We start from the raw sequence: 22157 nt of genomic DNA, 5'->3' as shown, positions 1-22157 counted from the left end.
GTCCTAGAGGCAGGCCTCGAACAGCGCGCGCGTGTTCTCGCGCGTCATCTCGACCGGGTTGCCGCCGCAGGAGGGATCCTCCAGCGCCATCCCGGTCAGCTCATCGAGCCGAGCGGCCTCCACGCCCATTGCGGAAAGGTTTTCCGGGATGGCAAGCGTGGAGCGCAACTCCATGATCTTGCTGCGGAACCCGTCAAAGTCGCCCTCGATGCCCAGATAGGCCGCTGCGCGAATGATTTTTTCTTCGATGGTCGCGCGGTTGAAGTCGAGCACCATCGGCATCACCACGGCGTTCGTCGTGCCGTGGTGGGTGTTGTAGACCGCGCCGACCGGGTGGCTCAGCGAATGGATCGCGCCGAGGCCCTTCTGGAATGCCACCGCCCCCATGGCCGCCGCCGCCATCATGTGGGCGCGGGCCTCGAGGTCGTTGGGGTTGGCATAGACCTTCGGCAGGTTCTCGAACACCAGCCGCATCCCCTCCAGCGCGATGCCCTGGCTCATCGGATGGTAGAAGGGCGAGCAATAGGCCTCAAGGCAATGCGCCAGCGCATCCATCCCGGTGCCGGCGGTGATGAACTTCGGCATCCCCACCGTCAGTTCCGGATCGCAGATCGTGACGGCCGGCAGCAGCTTCGGATGGAAGATGATCTTCTTCTTGTGCGTGACCGAGTTGGTCAGCACGCCTGCGCGCCCCACTTCGGAGCCGGTCCCCGCGGTCGTCGGCACCGCCACGATCGGCGCGATCTTCGACGCGTCCGCTCGGGTCCACCAGTCGCCGATATCTTCCAGATCCCAGACCGACATTGTCTGGTCGTGCATCAGCGCGATCATCTTGCCGAGGTCGAGCGCCGAGCCGCCGCCGAAGCAGATCACCCCGTCATGCCCGCCCGCCTTGTAGGCGGCGATGCCGGCCTCCATGTTCGTCTCGTTCGGGTTCGGATCGACCTGCGAGAAGCAGGCGCGCCCCAGCCCGGCCGCCTCCAGCTGGTCGAGCGCGGCCAGCGTGATCGGCAGCGACGCCAGCGCCTTGTCCGTCACCAGCAGCGGCTTCTTCAGCCCGATCGCCTGGCACTGCTCGGCCAGTTCCGCGATGCGGCCCGCGCCGAACTTGACGGCGGTGGGATAGGACCAGTTCGCCCGGAGGGTCATTTCGTCACCTTCTTGAGATGGTAGGATTTCGGCCGCGTGACCGACATGTATCCAAGGCTGGACAGCGCCGCGCCGCGCCCGGTGTCCTTGCAGCCCGTCCAGCAGAGCGCAGGGTCGAGATAGTCGCAACGGTTCATGAAAACGGTGCCGGTCTCGATCCGCGCGCCGATGGCGGCGGCGGCCTCGGCATCCTGCGTCCAGATCGAGCAGGTCAGGCCATAGGGGCTGTCGTTCATCAGCCCGATCGCTTCCTCGTCGCCCGAGACCTTCATGATGCCGACCACCGGGCCAAAGGATTCCTCCTTCATCACCCGCATGTCGTGGCTGACGTTCACCAGGATCTGCGGCGCAAGATAGGCGCCGCCATCGTCGGCCGGGAACAGCGCGGGGTCGATCAGCGGCGTGGCGCCCGCGGCGATGGCCTCGGCCACCTGCTCGCGCACCACGCGGGCGAAGCGGACGTTCGCCATCGGCCCCAGCGTGCTGTCGGCGTCGAACGGGTTACCCAGCTTCAAGGCCTTGACCCACGCCACCGCCTTTTCGACGAAGGCGTCATAGAGGCTGTCGTGGACATAGATCCGCTCGATCCCGCAGCAGCACTGGCCGGCGTTGAACATCGCGCCGTCCATCAGGCTGTCCACCGCCGCGTCCAGATCGGCATCGGAGCGGACATAGCCCGGGTCCTTGCCGCCCAGTTCCAGCCCGAGCCCTGTGAAGGTGCCGGCCGCCGCGCGCTCGATCGTCGCGCCGCCGCCGACCGAGCCGGTGAAGTTCACGAAGTTGAACGCGCGGGCGCCGATCAGCGCCTCGGTCGTGGCATGATCGAGGACGACGTTCTGGAACACATCCGCCGGCACGCCCGCGGCATGGAAGGCTTCGGCCAGACGCTCGCCCACCAGCAGGGTCTGGCTGGCATGTTTCAGCACCACCGTGTTGCCGGCGATCAGCGCCGGCACCAGCGTGTTGATCGTGGTCAGGTAAGGGTAGTTCCACGGCGCGATGATGAAGACGACACCCACCGGCTCGCGCAGGATGCGGCGCTCGAACCGGTCCGATGTCTCGACGACGGTGGGTGCCAGCGCGCTTTCCGCAATTTCGGACATGTAGGCGGTGCGGTCGTTCACGCCGCCGAACTCGCCGCCGAAGCGGGTGGGGCGGCCCATCTGCCAGGCCAGTTCCTCGACGATCCGGTCCTTCATCTCGTTGAGCTTCGCCACCCCGGCCTTGACCAGCGCGATGCGCTCGGCCAGCGGGCGCGCGGCCCATGCGGGTTGCGCCGCCTTCGCTCGGGCGGCCACGGCCTTGGCCTCGTCCAACGAGAGCGGCATCCGCTCGGCATAGACCCGCCCGTCCACGGGCGAGATCAGCTGGATCGGTTTCGTCATGATGTTCCCCGTGTCAGGCGCGCTCGAAAAGGCGGGCCAGTTCGAAATCGGTGACCACGCGGTCCTGCTCGGAGATCTCCCACTCCGCCGCGTGGTGGTAGTGCTCGACGACCTCGTCTCCCATCGCTTCCCGCAGCATCGCCGAACCCTTGAGAAGTTCCGCCGCCTCGCGCAGCGTCTTCGGGATCTCGCGGATGCCGGCGGTCGAATAGATGTCGCCGCGCATTTCGGCTTCCAGATCCATCTTCTTCTCGATGCCGTCAAGACCTGCCGCCAGGAGCCCCGCGCAGGCGAGATAGGGGTTCAGGTCGGCCCCGCCGATCCGGCATTCGACGCGGACGGATTTCGTGCCCTCGCCGCAGACGCGGAAGCCCGCGGTGCGGTTGTCGCGGCTCCAGACCGCCTTGGTGGGTGCGAACATGCCGATGCAGAAGCGCTTGTAACTGTTGATGTAGGGCGCAAGGAAGGCCGTGATTTCCTGCGCGTGCGCAAGCTGCCCCGCAAGGAACTGTTTCATCACCTCGGACATGCCGTTCGGTTCGTCCGCATCGAAGAAGGCGGGCTCGCCGTCCAGCGTCCAGAGCGACTGGTGGATGTGGCTGGACGAGCCCGCGCGGCGGTGGTCGTACTTCGCCATGAAGGTGACCGACTTGCCGGCGGCATGGGCGATGTCCTTCACCGCCATCTTGGTGATCGCGTGATTGTCGGCCGTGTCGAGCGCGTCCGAATATTTTACGTTGATCTCTTCCTGCCCGGCCTCGGCCTCGCCCTTCGAGCATTCCACCGGGATGCCCGCGCCATAGAGGCCGTTCCTCAGGCTGCGCATCACCGCCTCTTCCTTCGTGGTCTGGAAGATGTGGTAATCCTCGTTGTAGGCCGAGATCGGCTTCAGGTCGCGGATCTGGCCCGATGCCTGCATCGAATCGCGCACCTGGTTGAACGAGGTCTCGAACAGGAAGAACTCGAGTTCCGTGGCCATCATCACCTTGAAGCCCATCGCCTCGGCGCGCGCCACCTGCCGCTTCAGGATCGCGCGGGGGGACTGGGGCACTTCCTGGTGATGGTGGTCGAGCAGGTCGCAGAGCACCAGCGCCGTGCCCACCTGCCAGGGCAGCACCCGCAAGTTGCCCATGTCGGGCTTCATGACGTAGTCGCCATAGCCCTTTTCCCAGCCCGAGCTCTTGTAGCCGGGCACGGTGGTCATCTCCATGTCGATCGCCAGCAGATAGTCGCAGCAATGGGTCTCGTGATGCGCGCTGTCGATGAAATGCTGCGCATGGAACCGCTTGCCCATCAGGCGGCCCTGCATGTCGACGCAGGCGACCAGAACCGTGTCGATCTCGCCGCGCTCGGTGGCTTCCTTCAATGCGTCGAATGTCATGTTGCCGGGCATGTCTGTCCTCGTTCACTCGCAGGCGGGGTGGGGCGGCGCATGGCCGCCCCGGTCAGGCGTCAGGAGAAGCGGTAGGGCGGGCCGGCCTTCTTCATCGTCTCGTTGTAGTCCTTGATGATCTGCACCACCTTGGCCTTCACCTCGGATTCCTGCGCGATCTCGTCCCAGAACTCGACGGCGGCATTCTCGACCTGCGCCCATTCCTCATCGGGGATGGTGGTGAGCTTCAGCTTGGTCTCGTTCACCCGCAGATGCGCCTCGCCGGCCCAGTACCAGTGCTGGCGGTAGTAGTGCGACTGCTCGAAGCAGACGCGGAGCAGCTCCTGCAGGTGGGGCGGCACCTCGTTCCAGCGATCCATGTTGGCGAAGAAATGGCCGATCCAGGCGCCCGAGATGTTGTTGGTCAGGAAGTAGTCGGTGACGTTGGCCCAGCCGACCGTATAGACCTCGGTGATGCCCGACCAGGCGAGGCCGTCGAGTTCCCCGGTCTGCAGCGCGACCTCGACATCCTCCCAGGGCAGCGTCACCGGCACCACGCCGAAGCGGGTCAGGAAGCGCCCCGCGGTCGGGAAGGTGAAGACGCGCAGCCCCTGCAGGTCGGCCAGGCTGTTGATCGGCTTCTTGGTCGAGAAGTTGCACGGGTCCCACGAGCCCGCCGAGATGTGCTTGACGCCGACCTTGGCATATTCCTCGGCCCAGATCTCGCCCAGCCCGTATTTGTTGAACAACGCCGGCACGTCGAGCGAATAGCGCAGCGCCATGGGGAAGTAGCCGCCGAACACCGTCACCTCGGTCGGCGAGGCCATCGAGTCGTCGTCGGATTGCACGCAGTCGATCGTGCCGCGCTGCATGGCCTGGAACAGTTCGGCCGTGGGCACCAGCTGGTCGGCGTAGAACAGCTCGATCTCCATCTGGCCCTGGGCGATGGTGTTGAAGGCCTCCACCGCCGGTTTCACGACATGCTCGCCAAGGGCGGCCCCGGCATAGGTCTGCATCCGCCACTTGATCGGTGCCTGCGCGCGGGTGACGGCGGGGGCGGCAAGGCTGGCCGCACCGGCCAGCGCGCCGGTGGTGATGAACTTCCGTCTGGTCGTCATGTCATACCTCCATTGAGTGAGCGGAAGCGGTTCGGGCCGCCTCTCGTTGATGGGCTGTCATCTGGCGTAGAGCGTCTGAGGCAGCCAGAGTGCAATCTGCGGGAAGGCCATCACCAACGCCAGCGCCACGACCATTACTGCGACGAAAGGTATGATCGAACGGTAAATATCGCCGATGCTGACCTCGGGCGGGGCCATGGCCCGCATCAGGAACAGGTTGTAGCCGAAGGGCGGCGTCAGGTAGGCGATCTGGCAGGTGATGGTGTAGAGCACGCCATACCAGATCAGGTCGAACCCCAGCACCCCCACCAGCGGCACGTAAAGCGGCGCCACGATCACGAGCATCGCCGTATCGTCGAGGAACATCCCCATGATGAGGTAAGAGAGCTGCATCATGATCAGGATCGTCCAGGGCGACAGCTCCAGCCGGTCCACGAAGAAGCCCTGGATCGCCCGCACCGCGCCCAGTCCGTCAAAGACCGCGCCGAAGGCGAGCGCCGCGAGGATGATCCACATGAACATGCACGAGATGGCCAGCGTCGCGCGCGTCGAGGTCTCGAACACCTCGCGGGTGAAACGTCCCTTGACCACCGCCGCCGCCACCGTGACCAGCGCCCCGATGACCGAGCTTTCCACAAGGCTCGTCCAGCCGTTGACGAAGGGCACCATCATCGAGGCGAAGATCCCCAGCGGCAGAAGGCCCGCCGCCAGCAGGCGCATCTTCTCGGCGCGTGAGACGGTGGCCAGCTCTTCGGGCGGCAGGACGGGCCCGAGAGAGGGGTTCAGCCGGCACCGCAACCAGATGTAGGCCACGAAGAGCGAGGCCATCAGCAGCCCCGGCAGGATCCCCGCCAGCCAGAGCTGCCCCACCGGCTGCCGCGCGATCATGGCGTAAAGCACCAGAACGACCGAGGGAGGGATCAGGATGCCGAGGCTCGATCCGGCCTGGATCACGCCCGTGACCATCCGCTTGTCGTAGTTGCGGCGCAAAAGCTCGGGAAGGGCGATGGTCGCGCCAATGGCCATGCCCGCCACCGACAGCCCGTTCATCGCCGAGATCAGCACCATCAGGAGGATCGTTCCGATGGCGAGGCCACCCGGAACCGGGCCGAACCAGACATGGAACATCCGGTAGAGATCATCGGCCAGCCGGCTCTCGCTCATGACATAGCCCATGAAGATGAACATGGGCAGGGTCAGCAGCGGATACCATTTCATCAGCTTCATCGCCGCCGAGAAGCCGAGGCTCTGCCCGCCCGTGCCCCAGAGAGCGAGCGAAGCCACCACGGCGACAAAGCCGATCACGCCGAAGACGCGCTGCCCGGTCAGCATCATCAGCAACATGGCCGAGAACATCAGGATTGCGATCATCTCGTAGGACATCAGATCGTCTTCCCGCGCAGCGTGGCGATGTCCCGGATCAGGATGGCGAGACACTGCAGGATCATCAGCACGAAGCCCAGGCACATCACCAGCTTGATCGGCCAGAGATAGGGCCGCCAGGCGGTGGGGCTGCGCTCGTTGTATTGCAGGGAGTAGGCGGTGCTGTCGATCGCGCCCCAGAGCATGACACCGAGATAGAGGATCACGGCGAAGATGGTGACCGCGTCCCACCAGCTCTTTTTCCGCAAGGGCCAGTCGGCATAGAGCAGATCCATCCGCACATGGCTGCCCATCTGCAGCGAATAGGGCCCGCCGAGGATGAAGTAGGCCACCATCACGAACTGCGCCATCTCCAGCGTCCAGAGCGACGGGTTGAAGAAGACCTTGGACACCGAGGACCACAGCAGCACGCCCATCAGGACGAACAGGAGATACATGGCGAAGCGGCCGATCCCGTAGTTCAGCCGATCCACCAGCCGGACGAAGGCGACAAGGACCCGCGGCATCGCTCAGCCCGCCCCGTGCGGCGCCGGCAGCGCGGCAAGCGCCCGCCCGAGGATCGGGGCGAGACGGTCGGCCATGGCCTCTTCGGCCTCGGGCGTGGCGATCAGGTCGTTGCGGATCTCGAGCATCACGTTCGCAAGGCCGTAGGGCAGCGCCTGAAGACGCAGCGTGTGGGTCACGTCATCGGCGGCAGAATAGGGCTCGTTCAGCCCGCAGACGAGTCCGCTGTCGCGGCTCTCTGCGAAAACCGCGCGGGCCAGACGGTCGTCCCGGTCGTGGATGATGCCGAACTCGACCCTGCGGGGCAGGCCATGCCACAGGGGCGTGAAGGAATGGATCGTCACCAGCACCGGCGCGGAGCCTTGCGCGATGCGCCGCACGATCTCGGCCCGCAGGTCGGCGTGGAACGGGGCATAGACCGCCGCGGTCCGGGCCGCCCGCTCCTCGGGCGACAGGCCGATGTTGCCGGGGATCGCGTGCATCTCGGACCGCTCGGCCATCGCTCCGGGCTGGTCGGGCGCCCGGTTGCAGTCATAGACGAGACGCGAGACCGGCGCATGAACCAGCGCCGCATCGAGCCTCCGGGCCAGCGCCCGCGACAGGCCGAGCGCGCCCGGATCCCACGCGATATGCGCGCGCCGGAGATCCTCGGGCAGCCCGAGGTCTCCCCAGACTTCGGGCAAGCAATGCGAGGCATGTTCGCACACCAGCACGAACCGGCTGTTTCCCGCGGGATTTTCCACCGTGGCGGGATATCGGAGCGGCGCTCTCTCGGCGAAGGTCATTCTTGTTCGATTCATTCCCTGTTGCGACAAAGGCTCCACTGCGGCCCTCTGTCCTGTCAAGAATATTTCTGCGTGGCACAGTTTGTTAAGATATTTACCATGACATGAGGTGCCGGCGGGGCGGACATGCCTGCGATGCGGGCGGAAGCGAGGAGGCGAAGGCGGTTGTCCACGATCGAGGAACTGATGAGGTCGGCGCTGCCGGACCTGACCCGGGCCGAGCGTCAGCTGGCCACCCATATCCTGCGCCAGTATCCGGTGGCGGCGCTCGGCTCGATCACCGCGCTGGCCAAGGCGGCGGATGTCTCGACGCCGACCGTGGTCCGGCTGGTGCAGAAGCTCGGGTTCAAGGGCTACCCCGACTTTCAGGCGGGCCTGCGCGGCGAGGTCGAGGCGATGCTGATGTCCCCGCTCGCCAAGCATGAGCGGTGGGCGGGCGGCGTGCCCGACACGCACATCCTCAACCGTTTCGCCGATGCGGTTGTGGCCAATCTCGAGGCGACGCTGGGCCAGATCGACCATGCCGAATTCGACGCCGCCGCGCGCCTGCTCGCCGATCCCGGGCGGCGGGTCTTCGTCCTCGGCGGCCGGATCACCCACGCGCTGGCCGACTATTTCGTCACCATGATGAAGGTGACACGTCCCGAGGTCATGCTCATGTCCGACATGTCGAGCACCTGGCCGCCGGCCCTCCTCGACATGGGCAAGGGCGACATCCTCCTGCTCTTCGACATCCGCCGCTACGAGAACACCGTGCTGCAGGTGGCCGAGATGGCGGTCGAGCAGGGGGTGGAGGTGGTGCTGATGACCGACCGCTGGATCTCGCCCGCCGCGGTCCATGCCCGCCACACCTTTTCCTGCCAGATCGAGGTGCCGTCGGCGTGGGACTCGACGGTGGCCATGCTGGTGCTGCTCGAGACCCTGATCTCGGCCGTCCAGAGCCTCACATGGGAACAGACCGAAGCGCGGATGAAGCGCCTCGAGGAGCTTTACGCCCGCTCGCGGGTCTTCCGCCGCCACCGCTGACACGGGAGGCGGCGCGCCGCCTCACCTCAGCCGGTGGACATGGGCGCTCTGCACCAGACCGAAGGCCGCCATCAGCACCAGCATGGCCGAGCCGCCGTAGCTCACCAGCGGCAGCGGCACGCCCACGACCGGCGCCATCCCCATCACCATCGACAGGTTGACGGCCAGATAGAAAAAGAAGTTCGCCGCGATCCCGAGGATCAGGAGCGACGAGAACCGGTCCTTGTTCTGCAGGGCCGAGGCCACGCAGAAGGCGATCACCAGCGCATAGAGCACCAGCAGCGAGGCCGCGCCCACGAAGCCGAACTCTTCGGCGAGGGTGTTGAAGATGAAGTCGGTGTGCTTTTCGGGCAGGAAGTTCAGCCGGCTCTGGGTGCCCTGCATGAAGCCCTTGCCCCCCCAGCCGCCCGAGCCGAGCGCGATCTTGGCCTGGATGATGTTGTAGCCCGCGCCCAGCGGGTCGGCCGTCGGATCGAAGAACGTGTCGATCCGGCGATACTGGTAGTCGTGCAGGAACTGCCAGGGCGTCCCGCGGAGGGTGAAGACCGAGAAGATCGCCCCGGCGCCCATGGCGGCGATGATCCCGAAATACCACAGGCTCACCCCGGCCAGGAACATGACCGCCGCACCCACCATCAGCAGCAGCAGCGCCGTCCCGAGGTTCGGCTGGATCACCACCAGCGCCGTCGGCACCAGGATCATCAGCGCCGGGATCAGCACCCAGAGCGGACGCGAGACCTTCCGGGGGTCCAGCCAGTCGTAGTAGGCGGCCAGCATCATCACCAGCGTGACCTTGGCCATCTCCGACGGCTGGAGCACGAGCGGCCCCAGCGCGATCCATCTCTGCGCCCCCATGCCGACGGTGCCGAACATCTCGACCACCACCAGCAGGGCCAGCGAGACGAGATAGGCCACCCCCGCCATGTTGCGCCAGAACCAGATCGGCACGAAGGCGATCACGAACATCAGCACGAGGCCCACCGCGAACCGCTTCATCTGCGGCGCGGCCCAGGTGTCGATGTTCCCGCCCGCCACCGAGGTCAGCATGAGCCAGCCCACCGACGCCGTGGCCGTGATCAGCAGGACCAGCGCCCAGTTGACATGCAGCACCTTCGACAGCCCGGTGGGCGCGGTCTTGACGCGGTATTCGAGGAAACTCATGGCGGCCTCAGGCTCGCGAACGGGCGGTGGCTTCGGGTTCGATCTTGCGCAGCGGCAGGCTCGTGAGCAGCGTCTCGATCCGGGCGCGCTGGCTCTCGGGATAGGCCGAGAGCGGGGGCAGGGGGCCGGGGGTCAGGCAGCGGAGGACCACGTCGCGCACGATCGGCCCCGCGACGGACGAGCCGCCGCCGCCATGCTCGACCACCACGGCCACCGCGACCCGCGGCGCATCGTAGGGGGCAAAGCCCACGAAGAGCGCATGGTCCCGCCGGTTCCAGGGCAGCTGGTCGTTCGAGATCACGCCCCGCGCACGCTCGGCCGCCGAGATGTTGCGCACCTGGCTCGTGCCCGACTTGCCGGCCAGCACGAGGGTCGGGTCCACCACGCGGGTCGAATAGCCCGTCCCGCGCCGGTCGTTGATCACCGAATGCATCCCCTGCCGCACCGCGCGCAGCTGCGAGCCGCTCACCTCCAGGGGCGGCGCCTCGGTCACCGGCAGTTCGGCCCCCCCCACGGACCGCACGAGACGCGGCCGGATCGCCCGCCCGCTGGCGATCCGGGCGGTCATCACCGCCAGCTGAAGCGGCGAGGCCAGCACATAGCCTTGCCCGATCGAGGCGTTGATCGTGTCGCCGATCCGCCAGTCCTGCTCGTAGCGTTGCCGCTTCCAGGCCTTGTCGGGCATGATGCCTTCGGTGATGGCCGACATGGGCAGGTCGTGGCGCATCCCGAGGCCCAGCCTGCGGCCCATCTCGGCGATCTTGTCGATGCCGACCCGCTGGGCAATGTCGTAGTAATAGACATCGCAGCTTTCCGACAGCGACCGCGAGAGCGACACCATCCCGTGCCCGCCGCGCTTCCAGCAGTGAAAGCGCCGCCCGCCCGTCTCGTAATGGCCGGGGCAATAGACCGACGTGTCCGCGTTGATGACCCCCGCCTCGAGGGCGGCGAGAGCCGTCACCATCTTGAAGGTCGAGCCGGGCGGATAGGCGCCCTGCACCGCCTTGTTGGCCAGCGGCCGGTGGTCGTTCTCGGTCAGCGCGGAATAATCCTTGTAGGAGATGCCGCGCACGAAGAGGTTCGGATCGAACGAGGGCGACGAGCAGATGGCGAGGATGTCGCCCGTCGTCACGTCGATGGCCACCGCCGCCGCACTTTCACTGCCCAGACGCGCCTGCACGAAATCCTGGATCTCGGCGTCGATCGTCAGGCGAATGTCGTCGCCCGCCTCGCCCTCGACCCGGTCGATCTCGCGCATCATGCGGCCGAAGGCGTTGACCTCGATCCGCTTGGTGCCCGCGCGGCCGCGCAACGTGCTCTCCATCCAGGTCTCGACGCCGATCTTGCCGATCTGGAACTCGGGGATCTTCAGCAGCGGGTCGGGGTCCTCGATCCGGGCGAGGTCACTTTCGCTCACGGGGCCCACATAGCCCACCACATGCGCGAAATCGGTGTCGAGCGGATAGGCGCGGCTGAGACCCACCTCGGGCGTCACGCCCGGCAGCGAGGGCGCGTTGATCGCGACCTTCGACAGATCCTCCCAGGCCATCCGGTCGGCCACGATGATCGGCACGAAGGGGCTGTGCCGCTTTGCCTCGGCCAGCACGCGGTCGATGTCGGGCTCGGTCAGGGGGATCACGCCGGCCAGACGGCGCAGGACCGCTTCGACGTCGCCGGCATCCTCGCGGGTGATGACGACGCGGTAATTCTGCTCGTTCCCCGCGATCAGGCGGCCGTTGCGGTCGAAGATCTGCCCGCGCGTGGGCGGGATCAGCCGGATGTTGATCCGGTTCTCCTCGGCCAGAAGCTTGAACTCGTCGGCCTGGTCCACCTGCAAATAGCGCATCCTCGCGCCCAGCACGGCGAACATGGCGGTCATGGCGCCGCCCATGAAAAGCGCGCGGCGGTTCACCTTGCGGGCGCTGTCCTCGGAATCGCGGGCGGATCGTCTCACATGCGTCTCCCGAAAGCATCGAGCTCGCCCGTGGCGGGCTTGCGCAGGTCGAGCAGCAGCCAGCAGCAGCCGACGATGAGAGGATAGCAGAGGATCGTGGTCGCCGTCTGCTGCAGATGCTGACCGAGCGCCGGCTGGGGCAGGAAGGCAAGCGCCGCCACCATCCGTTCGGCAAAGCGCAGCGCGAGCATGATGCCCGAGACGAGCATCCATTCGACGGGAAAGCTCAGCTCGCGCGTGAGGGCGGCCCGGGTGCGCAGGAACTCGGTCGCGATCAGGACGAGGGCGGCCCAGAGGCCGGGGGGGCGCATCAAGAGCAGATCCTCGAGCAGCAGGACCAGGGCCAGCAGCAGCGCGGGCAGATAGTCGGGCCGCCGCATGACCCAGGCGAGGATCAGGCAGAGCAGGAGGTCGGGTCCGGGCCAGGCGCCCGCCTCGAAGCCGAGCGGCAGCAGGCGAAGCATCACGAGGAAGCCCGCGATGCCGACGAAGACCGTGGGATAAAGCCAGACGCGGCGGCGGATGCCCTCAGCCATCGGCGCCCTCCGCCGTGGCCGTCATCGGCGGGCCGGCCGGAGGGGCCGGCGGCTGCGCCACGAGGCCGCCGGGGTCGCTGATCGGCTCAAGCTCGTGGCTGCGCAGGACGCGCAGGAACTCGAGCCGCCCGTAATCGGCCGCAAGGCGCACCCGCAGCCGCCGGTCCGGCCCCTGCGCGACCTGACCGACCAGAAGATCGGCCGGAAAGACCCCGCCATCGCCCGAGGTCACCACCCGGTCTCCGGGGCGCACCAGATCCGGCTTGTCGAGGAACTCGAGCGGTGGAGAGGGCGAGTTGTCACCGGTCAACAGCGCGCGCTGGCCGGAGGGCTGCACCGTCACCGGGATGCGGCTGTTCGTGTCGCTGAGCAGGATCACCCGGCTGGTCCTGCGCCCCACGCCCGAGATCCGCCCCACCAGCCCGATGCCGTCCATCGTGGCCCAGCCGTCGCGGATGCCGTCGCGCGCGCCCACGTTCAAGAGCACCGACTGCCGGAAGGGCGAGCCCGAGTCGGCCAGCACCACGCCCGTGACATGGGTCAGCTTCGGGTCGAGCCGCACCTGATTGAGGTCGAGGAGCCGGGCGTTCTTCTGTTCCAGCTGGAGGGCCGCTTCCTTCCAGGCCTTCATCTGCTGAAGCTCGCGCCGAAGCTCCTGATTCTGTTCGTAGATCCTCGTGTAGGACTGGAAGTTCTCGACCATGCCCGCGACTTTGGTCATCGGCGTCATGAGCCATTCGAACGAGGGCACCACGCGGTCGATCAGGGCGGCGCGGAACTGCTCGACCCGCGGGCTGTCGATCCGCCAGATCAGGAAGATCCCGAGCAGCAGCAGAACCAGCCCGCCGACGAGGATGCGGCGGAGCGGACGGGTGAAATCCTCCGGTCTGGTCCGGTCGCGGGCCACGGTTGTCCCTCGTCAGAAGCCGACGCGCCGTCAGCTTTCGTAGTCGATCACATGCCGAAGCTGCTTTTCGTATTCCAGCGCCTTGCCGGTGCCGAGCGCCACACAATTCAACGACTCGTTGGCCACCGAGATCGAAAGCCCGGTCTGTTCGCGCAGCGCAAGATCGAGATCGCCGAGAAGCGCGCCGCCCCCCGTCAGCATCACGCCCCGGTCCACGATGTCGGCGGCGAGGTCCGGGGGCGTGGCCTCCAGCGCCTGCATCACCGCGTCGCAGATCTGCTGCACGGGTTCGGCCAGCGCCTCGGCCACCTGCGCCTGGTTGATCTCGGTCTCCTTCGGCACGCCGTTCAGAAGGTCGCGGCCGCGGATGGTCATGGACTGGCCGCGCCCGTCGTCGGGCATCCGGGCGGTGCCGATCGAGGTCTTGATCCGCTCGGCCGTCGATTCCCCGATCAGCAGGTTCTGGTGGCGGCGGAGATAGGCGATGATGGCATCGTCCATCCGGTCGCCGCCCACCCGCACCGAACGGGCATAGACGATGTCGCCCAGGCTGAGGACGGCCACCTCGGTCGTGCCGCCGCCCACATCCACCACCATGTTGCCGGTGGGGTCGGTGATCGGCATGCCCGCGCCGATGGCCGCCGCGATGGGTTCCGCGATCAGGCCCGCGCGCCGCGCACCCGCCGACAGGACCGACTGGCGGATCGCCCGCTTCTCCACCGGGGTCGCGCCGTGCGGCACGCAGACGATGATCTTCGGCTTCGAGAAGGTCGTGCGCTTGTGCACCTTGCGGATGAAATGCTTGATCATCTCCTCGGCGGTGTCGAAGTCGGCGATCACCCCCTCGCGCATGGGCCGGATGGCCTCGATCGAGCCCGGCGTCCGGCCGAGCATCAGCTTGGCATCCTCGCCCACGGCCAGAACCTGCTTCTTGCCGTCCTTGACGTGGTAGGCCACCACCGAGGGCTCGCTGAGGACGATGCCCTTTCCGCGGACATAGACCAGCGTGTTCGCGGTTCCGAGGTCGATGGCCATGTCCGACGAGAAGAGGCCGGTGAGAAACCACATGCTGCGCTGATCCTGTCCTGCGAAGAAGGAAACACCCGCGACTCTGGCGAGGCAGGCGCCCTGCTTATAGGAAGCGGGCGGCGAGAGGGAAAGGGCCCTGTCGGGGCGGGCCGGCGTCAATCCGCCCGCGGGCGGGGCGGCGCGGGCCGTCCTGCCGGTGTGCGAGGGAACTGTCGCCAACTCCCTCGTGCCCGTCGCCTCCGCCGGTTGGACCTGTCCATGTGCGGGAAATTGCGGGGGTTCCGCAGCGCCCGCCGCCCGCCCTTTGACCCGGCGCGGGCACGGCTTAGGTTGCGGGCGGTTGAAACGACGAGGCCTTCGATTGATCCGCTCTGCCACCTCGGGGCCGCAGCCCCGGAACCTGTCTCTGGATGCTCTCAAGATCGTGATGGCCATGATGGTCGTGGGGCTTCATGCGGGCTTCCTGCGCGATGTCCATCCGGGCCTGTCGCACTTCTTCACCAACGGCCTGTTCCGGGTGGCCGTGCCCACCTTCCTCGTGATCAACGGCTATTTCCTCGAGCGTCAGCTCGATCAGGGGCTCGGGGCGTGGGTGCGGCGCGTGGCGCTGCTCTACGGGCTCTGGATGGCGATCTACGCGCCGCTCTGGCTGCCCGGTGCGCTGGCGGTGCCGTCCTTCGGCCGCGAGGTGCTGCTCTTTGGCTACTATCACCTCTGGTATCTGCTGGCGCTGCTCCTTGGCGGGCTGCTGGTGGCGGCGCTGCGGCCGGCGGGCGAGACGGTGCTCGTCGCGGTCGGGGCGCTGACCTTCGCGGCGGGCGTCGGGATCCAGTATGCCGGGAACCTGCACCTCTTTGACGGGCCGCTCGACCAGAGCCTGAACCGGGTGCACACCTACCGCAACTTCCTTTTCATGGGTGTCCCCTTTCTCATCTGCGGCGTTCTTGTCGCGCGGCACGAGGGGCGGCTCGCGCGGCTTGGATCGGGCCGGATGCTGGCGTTGGCGCTGGGGCTGCTGGCGGCGGAATGGTCGGCGAACATGATCTGGAACCGCGACGATCCGGTGTTCGAGATCTTTGTCTCGCTGGCCATCGTCTGCCCGGTCCTGTTCCTGACCGTGAAGGGCTGGCAGCTGCGGGGGTCGAGCCGCTCTCTCGGGCAGCTTGCGACGGCCCTCTACCTTGTGCATGTCGCGGTGCTGCACTTCACCTACGACGTCGAGATGGGCGACACGCTGCGGACGCTGGTCGGGCTCGCAATCGGGTCGCTTGTCGCCGTGCCCGTCGTTCTTGCGGCGCGCAGGGTGCCGCTGCTCTAGCCGGTGCGGGGGCCCCGCCATTCGCGCTTCGTGAATGGCGGGGCCCCGATGCCCGTGTCAGGCGTGCGAGCTGTAGTGGACGTCCTTCATGTCCGCGCCCGGCGCCGATTTCTGGCGCCGGTGGATCAGCCGGTTCAGAGCATTGACATAGGCCTTGACGCTGGCCACCACCGTATCAGTGTCGGCGGCCTGGCCGGTCGCGATCTTGCCGTCTTCTTCCAGCCGGACCGAGACCGTGGCCTGCGCGTCGGTGCCTTCCGTCACCGCATGGACCTGATAGAGATGCAGCCGTGCGTGATGCGGATAGAGCATCTTGACCGCGTTGAAGGCCGCATCCACCGGGCCGTCGCCGGTCGCGTCGATGGAATGATCGACCCCCTCGACCGAGAGGGTCATCTCGGCCTCCTGCGGGCCGTCGGTGCCGCAGACCACGCGCAGGCGCTTGAGTTGCAGGACGTCATGTTCGGCCGAGGTGGCCTGATCCTGGATCAGCGCCACGATGTCGTCGTCGAACACTTCCTTCTTGCGGTCGGCCAGGGCCTTGAAGCGCACGAAGACGTCGTTGAGCTGGTTCTCGCCCAGATCATAGCCCAGATCCTTGAGCTTGGCGCGCAGCGCCGCCCGGCCCGAGTGCTTGCCCATCACCAGCGAGGTGTCGGCCAGACCCACATCGGCCGGGCGCATGATCTCGAAGGTCTGGGCGTTCTTCAGCATCCCGTCCTGATGGATGCCGGATTCGTGGGCGAAGGCGTTCTTGCCGACGATGGCCTTGTTGAACTGCACCGGGAAGCCCGAGACCGTCGCGACCTTGCGGCTGATGTTCATGATCCGCGTCGTGTCGATGCCGGTGCGGTAGGGCATGATGTCATTTCGGACCTTCAGCGCCATCACGACCTCTTCCAGCGCGGTGTTGCCCGCGCGCTCGCCGAGGCCGTTGATCGTGCATTCGATCTGCCGCGCGCCGGCCTCGACGGCGGCCAGCGCATTCGCGGTCGCCATGCCGAGGTCGTTGTGGCAGTGCGTGGCGAAGATCACCGTGTCCGCGCCCGGCACCCGCTCCAGCAGCATGCGGATCAGGTCGGCGCTTTCGCGGGGCGCGGTGTAGCCCACCGTGTCGGGGATGTTGATCGTGGTGGCGCCCGCCTTGATCGCGATCTCGACCACGCGGCAGAGGTAGTCATGCTCGGTCCGCGTGGCGTCCATCGGCGACCATTGCACGTTGTCGCAGAGGTTGCGCGCGTGGCTCACCGTGTCGTGGATCCGCTCGGCCATCTGGTCCATGTCGAGGTTCGGGATCGCGCGGTGCAGCGGCGAAGTGCCGATGAAGGTGTGGATGCGCGGGGATCTGGCGTGCTTCACCGCCTCCCAGCAGCGGTCGATGTCCTTGTAGTTCGCCCGCGCGAGGCCGCAGATCGTGGAAGTCTTCGATTGCCTCGCGATGGCCGAAACCGCCTCGAAATCGCCTTCGGACGCAATGGGGAAGCCCGCCTCGATGATGTCCACGCCCATCTCGTCGAGCAGCGCCGCGATCTCGAGCTTTTCGTCGTGGGTCATGGTCGCGCCGGGCGACTGCTCGCCGTCGCGCAGCGTGGTGTCGAAAATCAGGACGCGGTCCTGCTCGGAGGCGGTCTTGGTCGTGTCGGTCATGTGAATTCTCTCGTTGTCCTCAGCTTCGGTCCCGGGCGCTGGTCACCTCCGAGCGGTCGCGCCCAAGGGCACGCTCAGAGGCAGCTAAGGAGAAGAAGCGCACGGGTGGCCATCGCCCGGAGGGGCGGGGCAATAGTGATCGCAATGGAGCGGTCCCGTGTCATGGCGCGGATATTACGGAGGACGGTGCAAAAGGGAAGCGGGAAAATGACCCTGCGCCCTCGGATCCGGGTCGCACCGTGCGTCCAGAGGGTGTCGGGGCGGCCCTTGCTTCGGGCGCAAGGCTGCCATGCGAAAATTGCCCGCGCGGGCAGGTCGCAGCCCCTGTCGGGGCGGAATTGATGCAGCGCAACCGCCGCGGGTCCGTGCCGGCGTAGATCTCTCGCTGTGAGAACCACAACGGCTTGCAGCGCAGAAAGGACGACTGAGATGCTTGCGAAACTCCCGATGATCGGCCTTGCCGCGGGGTTCGCCGCGGCCCTTGCCGCGCCCGCCGCCCTTGCGACCCATTACGAGATCGCGATGGTGCACAACGGCTCGACCGGCGCCAAGGCCTTCGAGCCCGCCTTCGTCCAGGCGAGCGTCGGCGACACCGTCACCTTCGTGCCCGTGGACAAGGGCTTCAACGCCGAGATCATCCCCGGAATGCTGCCGCTGGGCGCGCGCGGCTTCAGGGGCGGCATGAACGAGCCGGTGACGATCACCCTGACGCAGGAAGGCGTCTGGGGCGTCAAGAGCATGCCCTACTACGGGATGGGGATGGTGGCGGTGATCCAGGTCGGGTCGCCCGTCAATCTCGACGAGGCCATGTCGATACCGCAACCGGCGCGGGCGCAGGCCCGGATGGAGCCGATCTTCGCGCAGGTGCTGCAGAACTACGAGGCCAACTGATCCTGCGCCACCGCAGGCAGGGCCCGGCCGCTCTGGCCGGGCTTTCGCTTGCACGGCCTCAGGGAATGTCCCGGACCAGCCGGAAGCCAAGGAAGTCGGGCGGGATCCCGGCCGCGCAGCCGCCCGATCGCGCGTCGCGGATGAAATCGACCATGAAGGCCCGGTGCTTGCCCTGCGCGACGCGCACGCCGCAGAACCGCTCGGACGCGATCTGCTCGCCCGTGGACGACAGCGAGATCTTCTCGTCGCAACTCGTCGTCCATTCCCAGACGTTGCCGGCCAGATCCCGCAGCCCGAGGCTGTTCCGGCCGAAATGCCCGGAGGGGCGCGGCACGAGATCGGCGCTGCCCCGTCGATCCACCTCCGAGCGGTAGCTGGCCAGCCAGCGGTCGGACGGGTTCTCGCCTTCCGCGCCCAGAGCGCCGTCAAAGCCCCGCTCGGCCGCGGCGCGCAGCCATTCGGCGTCCGAAGGCAGCCGCCACTCCTGTCCGGTCCGCTCGGACAGCCAGGCCGCATAGGCGGTGGCGTCCGACCAGTTCACGCCGGTCTGCGGCAGGTGGGCGCCGGGCGTCCTTGTGGTGGGCTGGCAGGCGCCCTCGGCCACGCAGCGCGCGTATTCCTCCTGCGTCACCTGGCCTGCCATGATGTCGAAGGCCCGGATCTCGATATGGGTGGGCGGAGGGTCGATCCGCCGCGTGCCGATCCGGTATTCGGCCGACGACCGATAGAGCGCGGGTCCGGGCGGAATGGATACGGTCTCGGGCGGGGGCAACCGTGGCGCGGAGGGGGCGAGGCCGAAGCCTCCGAAGGCGGCGAGGGCTAGCAGGCCCGAGGCGAGGGCGGCGCGCAACATGGCACGGGTTCCTGTTCGAGAACGGCTCCGGGCCGGCGGCCGCCTGTCCGGCGTGGTCATGCGGGCCCCGAGCAAGGCGAGGGTCAGCGCCTCCCGCGACGGGACGCACATCGGCCGAAGCGGTGCCGGTGCCGCGGGAGGGCCGGAGCGGGACCGCAGGGCAGGCGCCCCTTGTCCCGGGAGGGGATCGGCCGGTGGGTGCCGGCCGATCCGGAGCCGGGTCAGCCGGTGAGGCCGACCGGCGCCACGACCTGTTCCATCAGGTCGTTGTCCCACTCGCCCTCGACGAGGACGTGCGCCGTGGCGCCCTTGTGGACCGCCTCGATCAGGTTGTGGTTGACGTAGGCGTAGACGCCCGGCTGGAGGAAGCGGTAGAGGGCCGCCCCCGCCGAGCCGCCGCGGATGAACCAGGTCTCGAGGTCACGCTCGGGCGCGTTGTGGAACTTGCCGGTTTCCCAGACGAGATCGCCGTGCCCGCCGATGAGGTGCGGGCGCGAGTCGCGGTTGGGCTGGCTGTGGACGAAGAGGACGTTGTCGCCCACCTTGGCCTTCAGCGCGCCCTCGCCGGTCAGGGCGCCCACCGCGCCGTTGAAGACGATGTGGCTGGGGATCAGCGTGTCCATCACCGCGACCATGTCCTCGTAGCCCTCCGACGGGTCGGAGAAGCGCATGTAGGTGCCGTTCTCGTCCTTCGGGATGTAGTGGTCGCTCTCGCCGATGTAATAGACGGTGTCATAGCGCACCGGCTTGCCCTCGTGGTCCTTCAGGCCGTCGCGCGGCAGCACCATGATGCAGCCCGCCATGCCCGAGACGACGTGCCAGGGGATCATCGGGCCGCCGGGGGCGCAGTGATAGACGAAGGCGCCCGCGCGCGTGGCCTTGAACCGCAGGACGACCTTCTCGCCCGGATTGATGAGCGTGAGCCCGCCGCCTCCCAGCGCGCCGGTGGCGGCGTGGAAGTCGATGTTGTGGGGCATGGTGTTCTCGGGCGGGTTGATCAGGGTGAGTTCGACATAGTCGCCCTCATGCACGATCATCAGCGGGCCGGGGATCGAGCCGTCGAAGGTCATCGCCTGCAGGTAGGCATCTTCGTCGAGCTGCACTTCCTTCTCGATGATCCGCATCTCGAATTCGTTGATGACGGGGCCGCTGGCGGCCACCTGCTCGTGGGCATGCGCGAAGGGCGGAGGCACGAGCGTGTGCTTCACGCGGGGCAGGTTGCTGAGATCGACGGGAGCTGCACTGGCAAGCTGGGCCGGAGCTTCCTCGGCGCCTGCCGTCCGGATCACGAGCGGCGCTGACGCGAGCGCGGCGGCTCCCACGAGGGCGGCGCGGCGGGTAAACATCGGGTTCTCTCCTTCGATGGATGATGCCTATGACCCGATCGGTAGATCCTCTGGAGAGGCCGGAGTTTGCGGTTGCGCAACAAGCGCCGGCAGCGGCCGGAGGCCGGTCGCAAATGTCGCACCCTGTAAAACAAGGGCCCTGCGTCGCACGGCGCGCCAATGGCGACCGCCGCGGCGCCACGCATGCCCGGCGTGCCGCTGGCGGCGCGTGCGAGGTCAGTTGGCCGGAATGGACTCGGCGGGCGGAGTGGCGTCCTCGGCCGGGGCGGGAGTGTCCCCCGCCTCTTCGGTGGCGGGCTCGGCGAGGATGCCGTCCTTCCATTCGCCCGCGCTTTCCTGGCCCGTGGCGTACCGCATCACGCCCTGGCCCTGGCGCTTGCCGGCGCGGAAGGTGCCCTCGTAGATGTCGCCGTTGGCGTAGGTCGCGACACCTTCGCCGTCGATCTCGCCCGCCTTCCAGCCGCCCTTGTAGCGGAAGCCGTCGGCCATCGTGATCTCGCCCTGGCCCTCGCGTTGGCCCCGGACGAACTGGCCGGTGTAGATCGTGCCGTCGGCGTAGGACGCGACGCCCTGGCCGTGGCGCTGGCCCTCGTGCCAGTCGCCCTCGTAGCGGTAGCCGTCGGGATAGGTCATCACCCCGCGGCCGTGGTTCTTCGCGGCGCGGAACTCGCCCTCGTAGACGAGGCCGTTGGCGTAGGTGGCCGTGCCGCGCCCCTCGATCACGCCGGCCTTCCAGTCGCCCTCGTAGGTCGAGCCGTCGGGATAGGTGATCTTGCCGCGTCCCTCGGGCTGGTCCTCGTGGAACTGCCCGACATAGACCGAACCGTCGGGATAGGTCACGCGGCCTTCGCCCTCGATGCGGCCATCCACCCAGTTGCCTTCATAGACATAGCCGTCGGAGCCGCGGAAGGTGCCCTGTCCGTGGCGGCGGTCGGCGTGGAACGCGCCCTCGTAGATGTCGCCGTTCCGGTGGGTGACGCGGCCCGTGCCTTCGCGCTGGCCGTCCTTCAGCTCGCCCTCATAGACGTCGCCGTTGGGCTGGGTGAGCTTGCCCGTGCCGTTGATCTGGCCGTTCTGCCAGGCGCCGACATAGATCAGCCCGTCCGGCATGGTCAGCGTGCCCTGACCCTGCCGCTGGCCCTTCACCAGATCGCCTTCATAGACCGCGCCGTCGGGGTAGGTGATCCGGCCGCGGCCCTCCTTGACCCCCTCGACCCAGTCGCCCTCGTAGCGGTAGCCGCCCGGATTCTCCATCGCGCCGCGGCCATGATGCACGGCGTTGCGGAACTCTCCGCGATAGACCGAGCCGTTGGCATAGTGCGCGGTGCCCTCGCCGGTCATCTGGCCGCCAGACCACTGGCCCTCGTAGGTGCCGCCGTCCGAGAAGGTGATCTTGCCCTGACCCTCGGGCTTGCCCGCGGCAAAGCTGCCCTCGTAGATCGAGCCGTTGGGAAAGCGCGCGCGGCCCTGGCCGCTGATCTCGCCATCGACCCACTCGCCGGTGTATTCGTAGCCGTTCGGCAGGCGGTAGGTGCCGGTCCCGTGCTGGAGTCCGTTGCGGAAGGTGCCCTCATAGACCGAGCCGTCGTCATATTGCTTGGTCGTGACCGGGCCCGGCTCCTGCGCCGGGGCTGGCGCAGCCCCCAGCGTGGCTCCGATGGCCACAGCGATCAGACCGCCCCCGAGGACCTGCCCGATCCGTTCCTTCGTCTTCCGCATCCGCTCTTGCCCCGTTCGCCGACTGTCCTGCATGCTGGCTTCAAGCTGGCCGGGGGCAGAGCCTAGTGGCTGCC

General features: G+C 67.5%; 19 protein-coding genes. 3 read left to right on the top strand and 16 right to left on the bottom strand.

Annotation, left to right across the window (positions count from 1 at the left end):
- Positions 1–3: 3 nt before the first annotated feature.
- Genes LV780_RS07315 through LV780_RS07285 form a run of 7 tightly spaced genes read right to left on the bottom strand, consistent with a single transcriptional unit; the run spans position 4 to position 7696 of the window.
- Positions 4–1149, bottom strand: coding sequence for an iron-containing alcohol dehydrogenase (locus LV780_RS07315; RefSeq protein ID WP_108220231.1), 1146 nt, complete (start codon positions 1147–1149; stop codon positions 4–6).
- Positions 1146–2534 carry an aldehyde dehydrogenase family protein gene (locus LV780_RS07310; RefSeq protein ID WP_108220230.1) on the bottom strand — a complete coding sequence of 463 codons (1389 nt, stop codon included), beginning with the start codon at positions 2532–2534 and terminating at the stop codon, positions 1146–1148. The genes LV780_RS07315 and LV780_RS07310 overlap by 4 nt, the downstream gene beginning before the upstream one ends.
- Positions 2535–2547: 13 nt before the next feature.
- Positions 2548–3927, bottom strand: coding sequence for a glutamine synthetase family protein (locus LV780_RS07305; RefSeq protein ID WP_108220229.1), 1380 nt, complete (start codon positions 3925–3927; stop codon positions 2548–2550).
- 59 nt (positions 3928–3986) lie between these two features.
- On the bottom strand, positions 3987–5024 hold the full coding sequence (locus LV780_RS07300; RefSeq protein ID WP_011908631.1) for a TRAP transporter substrate-binding protein: 1038 nt from the start codon (positions 5022–5024) through the stop codon (positions 3987–3989).
- Between the two features lie 57 nt (positions 5025–5081).
- Positions 5082–6407 (bottom strand): TRAP transporter large permease, encoded by a 1326-nt coding sequence (locus tag LV780_RS07295; RefSeq protein WP_011908630.1) that lies wholly within the window; start codon positions 6405–6407, stop codon positions 5082–5084.
- Positions 6407–6913 carry a TRAP transporter small permease subunit gene (locus LV780_RS07290; RefSeq protein WP_011908629.1) on the bottom strand — a complete coding sequence of 169 codons (507 nt, stop codon included), beginning with the start codon at positions 6911–6913 and terminating at the stop codon, positions 6407–6409. Before LV780_RS07290 ends, LV780_RS07295 begins: the two co-directional genes overlap by 1 nt.
- A gap of 3 nt (positions 6914–6916) precedes the next feature.
- A complete protein-coding gene (locus LV780_RS07285; protein ID WP_117344968.1) occupies positions 6917–7696 on the bottom strand; it encodes an N-formylglutamate amidohydrolase in 780 nt (259 codons plus the stop codon).
- A gap of 126 nt (positions 7697–7822) precedes the next feature.
- Between LV780_RS07285 and LV780_RS07280 the strand changes: the two genes are divergently transcribed.
- Positions 7823–8722 carry a MurR/RpiR family transcriptional regulator gene (locus tag LV780_RS07280; RefSeq protein ID WP_181318449.1) on the top strand — a complete coding sequence of 300 codons (900 nt, stop codon included), beginning with the start codon at positions 7823–7825 and terminating at the stop codon, positions 8720–8722.
- Positions 8723–8743: 21 nt separating this feature from the next.
- Here LV780_RS07280 and rodA read toward each other — a convergent pair whose 3' ends face one another.
- Genes rodA through LV780_RS07255 form a run of 5 tightly spaced genes read right to left on the bottom strand, consistent with a single transcriptional unit; the run spans position 8744 to position 14348 of the window.
- The gene (gene rodA, locus LV780_RS07275) at positions 8744–9883 is read right to left on the bottom strand and encodes a rod shape-determining protein RodA (protein ID WP_108220226.1); all 1140 of its coding nucleotides are present in this window, start codon (positions 9881–9883) and stop codon (positions 8744–8746) included.
- A 7-nt stretch (positions 9884–9890) separates the two neighbouring features.
- A complete protein-coding gene (mrdA, locus tag LV780_RS07270) occupies positions 9891–11837 on the bottom strand; it encodes a penicillin-binding protein 2 (protein WP_108220225.1) in 1947 nt (648 codons plus the stop codon).
- The gene (locus tag LV780_RS07265; protein ID WP_011908624.1) at positions 11834–12373 is read right to left on the bottom strand and encodes a hypothetical protein; all 540 of its coding nucleotides are present in this window, start codon (positions 12371–12373) and stop codon (positions 11834–11836) included. Before LV780_RS07265 ends, mrdA begins: the two co-directional genes overlap by 4 nt.
- Positions 12366–13280: a rod shape-determining protein MreC gene (mreC, locus tag LV780_RS07260; protein WP_011908623.1), complete on the bottom strand. Its 915-nt coding sequence runs from the start codon at positions 13278–13280 to the stop codon at positions 12366–12368. The genes LV780_RS07265 and mreC overlap by 8 nt, the downstream gene beginning before the upstream one ends.
- A 30-nt stretch (positions 13281–13310) precedes the next feature.
- The gene (locus LV780_RS07255; RefSeq protein WP_011908622.1) at positions 13311–14348 is read right to left on the bottom strand and encodes a rod shape-determining protein; all 1038 of its coding nucleotides are present in this window, start codon (positions 14346–14348) and stop codon (positions 13311–13313) included.
- Positions 14349–14670: 322 nt separating this feature from the next.
- Between LV780_RS07255 and LV780_RS07250 the strand changes: the two genes are divergently transcribed.
- Positions 14671–15627 (top strand): acyltransferase family protein, encoded by a 957-nt coding sequence (locus LV780_RS07250; RefSeq protein WP_108220224.1) that lies wholly within the window; start codon positions 14671–14673, stop codon positions 15625–15627.
- A 57-nt stretch (positions 15628–15684) separates the two neighbouring features.
- Here the strand turns inward: LV780_RS07250 and LV780_RS07245 are convergent, their stop codons facing one another.
- Positions 15685–17274, bottom strand: a complete 1590-nt coding sequence (locus LV780_RS07245) for a 2-isopropylmalate synthase (RefSeq protein ID WP_101341547.1) — start codon at positions 17272–17274, stop codon at positions 15685–15687.
- Positions 17275–17703: 429 nt separating this feature from the next.
- Here LV780_RS07245 and LV780_RS07240 point away from each other — a divergent pair, with 429 nt between their 5' ends.
- Positions 17704–18165: a pseudoazurin gene (locus LV780_RS07240; protein WP_108220223.1), complete on the top strand. Its 462-nt coding sequence runs from the start codon at positions 17704–17706 to the stop codon at positions 18163–18165.
- Positions 18166–18223: 58 nt separating this feature from the next.
- Here LV780_RS07240 and LV780_RS07235 read toward each other — a convergent pair whose 3' ends face one another.
- The 3 genes from LV780_RS07235 to LV780_RS07225 all read right to left on the bottom strand — a co-directional run bounded on the left by LV780_RS07235 (position 18224) and on the right by LV780_RS07225 (position 22083).
- Positions 18224–19018, bottom strand: a complete 795-nt coding sequence (locus LV780_RS07235; protein ID WP_233863940.1) for a formylglycine-generating enzyme family protein — start codon at positions 19016–19018, stop codon at positions 18224–18226.
- A gap of 221 nt (positions 19019–19239) precedes the next feature.
- Positions 19240–20364 carry a copper-containing nitrite reductase gene (gene nirK / locus LV780_RS07230; RefSeq protein ID WP_181318448.1) on the bottom strand — a complete coding sequence of 375 codons (1125 nt, stop codon included), beginning with the start codon at positions 20362–20364 and terminating at the stop codon, positions 19240–19242.
- Positions 20365–20580: 216 nt separating this feature from the next.
- Positions 20581–22083 carry an MORN repeat-containing protein gene (locus LV780_RS07225; RefSeq protein WP_101341549.1) on the bottom strand — a complete coding sequence of 501 codons (1503 nt, stop codon included), beginning with the start codon at positions 22081–22083 and terminating at the stop codon, positions 20581–20583.
- Positions 22084–22157 lie beyond the last annotated feature (74 nt).

The organism is Cereibacter azotoformans, assembly GCF_021391315.1.
Taxonomy (GTDB): domain Bacteria; phylum Pseudomonadota; class Alphaproteobacteria; order Rhodobacterales; family Rhodobacteraceae; genus Cereibacter_A; species Cereibacter_A azotoformans.
Note: the sequence above shows the minus strand (reverse complement) of the source record. Positions and strands in the feature narration are given on the sequence as shown.

Bases quoted from the DNA above. Each gene is read 5' to 3' on its own strand.
- LV780_RS07305 (WP_108220229.1), bottom strand. From the start codon at position 3,927: ATGCCCGGCAACATGACATTCGACGCATTGAAGGAAGCCACCGAGCGC.
- LV780_RS07255 (WP_011908622.1), bottom strand. From the start codon at position 14,348: ATGTGGTTTCTCACCGGCCTCTTCTCGTCGGACATGGCCATCGACCTC.
- LV780_RS07315 (WP_108220231.1), bottom strand. From the start codon at position 1,149: ATGACCCTCCGGGCGAACTGGTCCTATCCCACCGCCGTCAAGTTCGGC.
- LV780_RS07285 (WP_117344968.1), bottom strand. From the start codon at position 7,696: ATGACCTTCGCCGAGAGAGCGCCGCTCCGATATCCCGCCACGGTGGAA.
- LV780_RS07265 (WP_011908624.1), bottom strand. From the start codon at position 12,373: ATGGCTGAGGGCATCCGCCGCCGCGTCTGGCTTTATCCCACGGTCTTC.
- LV780_RS07310 (WP_108220230.1), bottom strand. From the start codon at position 2,534: ATGACGAAACCGATCCAGCTGATCTCGCCCGTGGACGGGCGGGTCTAT.
- LV780_RS07235 (WP_233863940.1), bottom strand. From the start codon at position 19,018: ATGTTGCGCGCCGCCCTCGCCTCGGGCCTGCTAGCCCTCGCCGCCTTC.
- LV780_RS07240 (WP_108220223.1), top strand. From the start codon at position 17,704: ATGCTTGCGAAACTCCCGATGATCGGCCTTGCCGCGGGGTTCGCCGCG.
- LV780_RS07245 (WP_101341547.1), bottom strand. From the start codon at position 17,274: ATGACCGACACGACCAAGACCGCCTCCGAGCAGGACCGCGTCCTGATT.
- LV780_RS07295 (WP_011908630.1), bottom strand. From the start codon at position 6,407: ATGTCCTACGAGATGATCGCAATCCTGATGTTCTCGGCCATGTTGCTG.
- LV780_RS07300 (WP_011908631.1), bottom strand. From the start codon at position 5,024: ATGACGACCAGACGGAAGTTCATCACCACCGGCGCGCTGGCCGGTGCG.
- LV780_RS07280 (WP_181318449.1), top strand. From the start codon at position 7,823: ATGCCTGCGATGCGGGCGGAAGCGAGGAGGCGAAGGCGGTTGTCCACG.
- LV780_RS07290 (WP_011908629.1), bottom strand. From the start codon at position 6,913: ATGCCGCGGGTCCTTGTCGCCTTCGTCCGGCTGGTGGATCGGCTGAAC.
- nirK (WP_181318448.1), bottom strand. From the start codon at position 20,364: ATGTTTACCCGCCGCGCCGCCCTCGTGGGAGCCGCCGCGCTCGCGTCA.
- rodA (WP_108220226.1), bottom strand. From the start codon at position 9,883: ATGAGTTTCCTCGAATACCGCGTCAAGACCGCGCCCACCGGGCTGTCG.
- LV780_RS07225 (WP_101341549.1), bottom strand. From the start codon at position 22,083: ATGCGGAAGACGAAGGAACGGATCGGGCAGGTCCTCGGGGGCGGTCTG.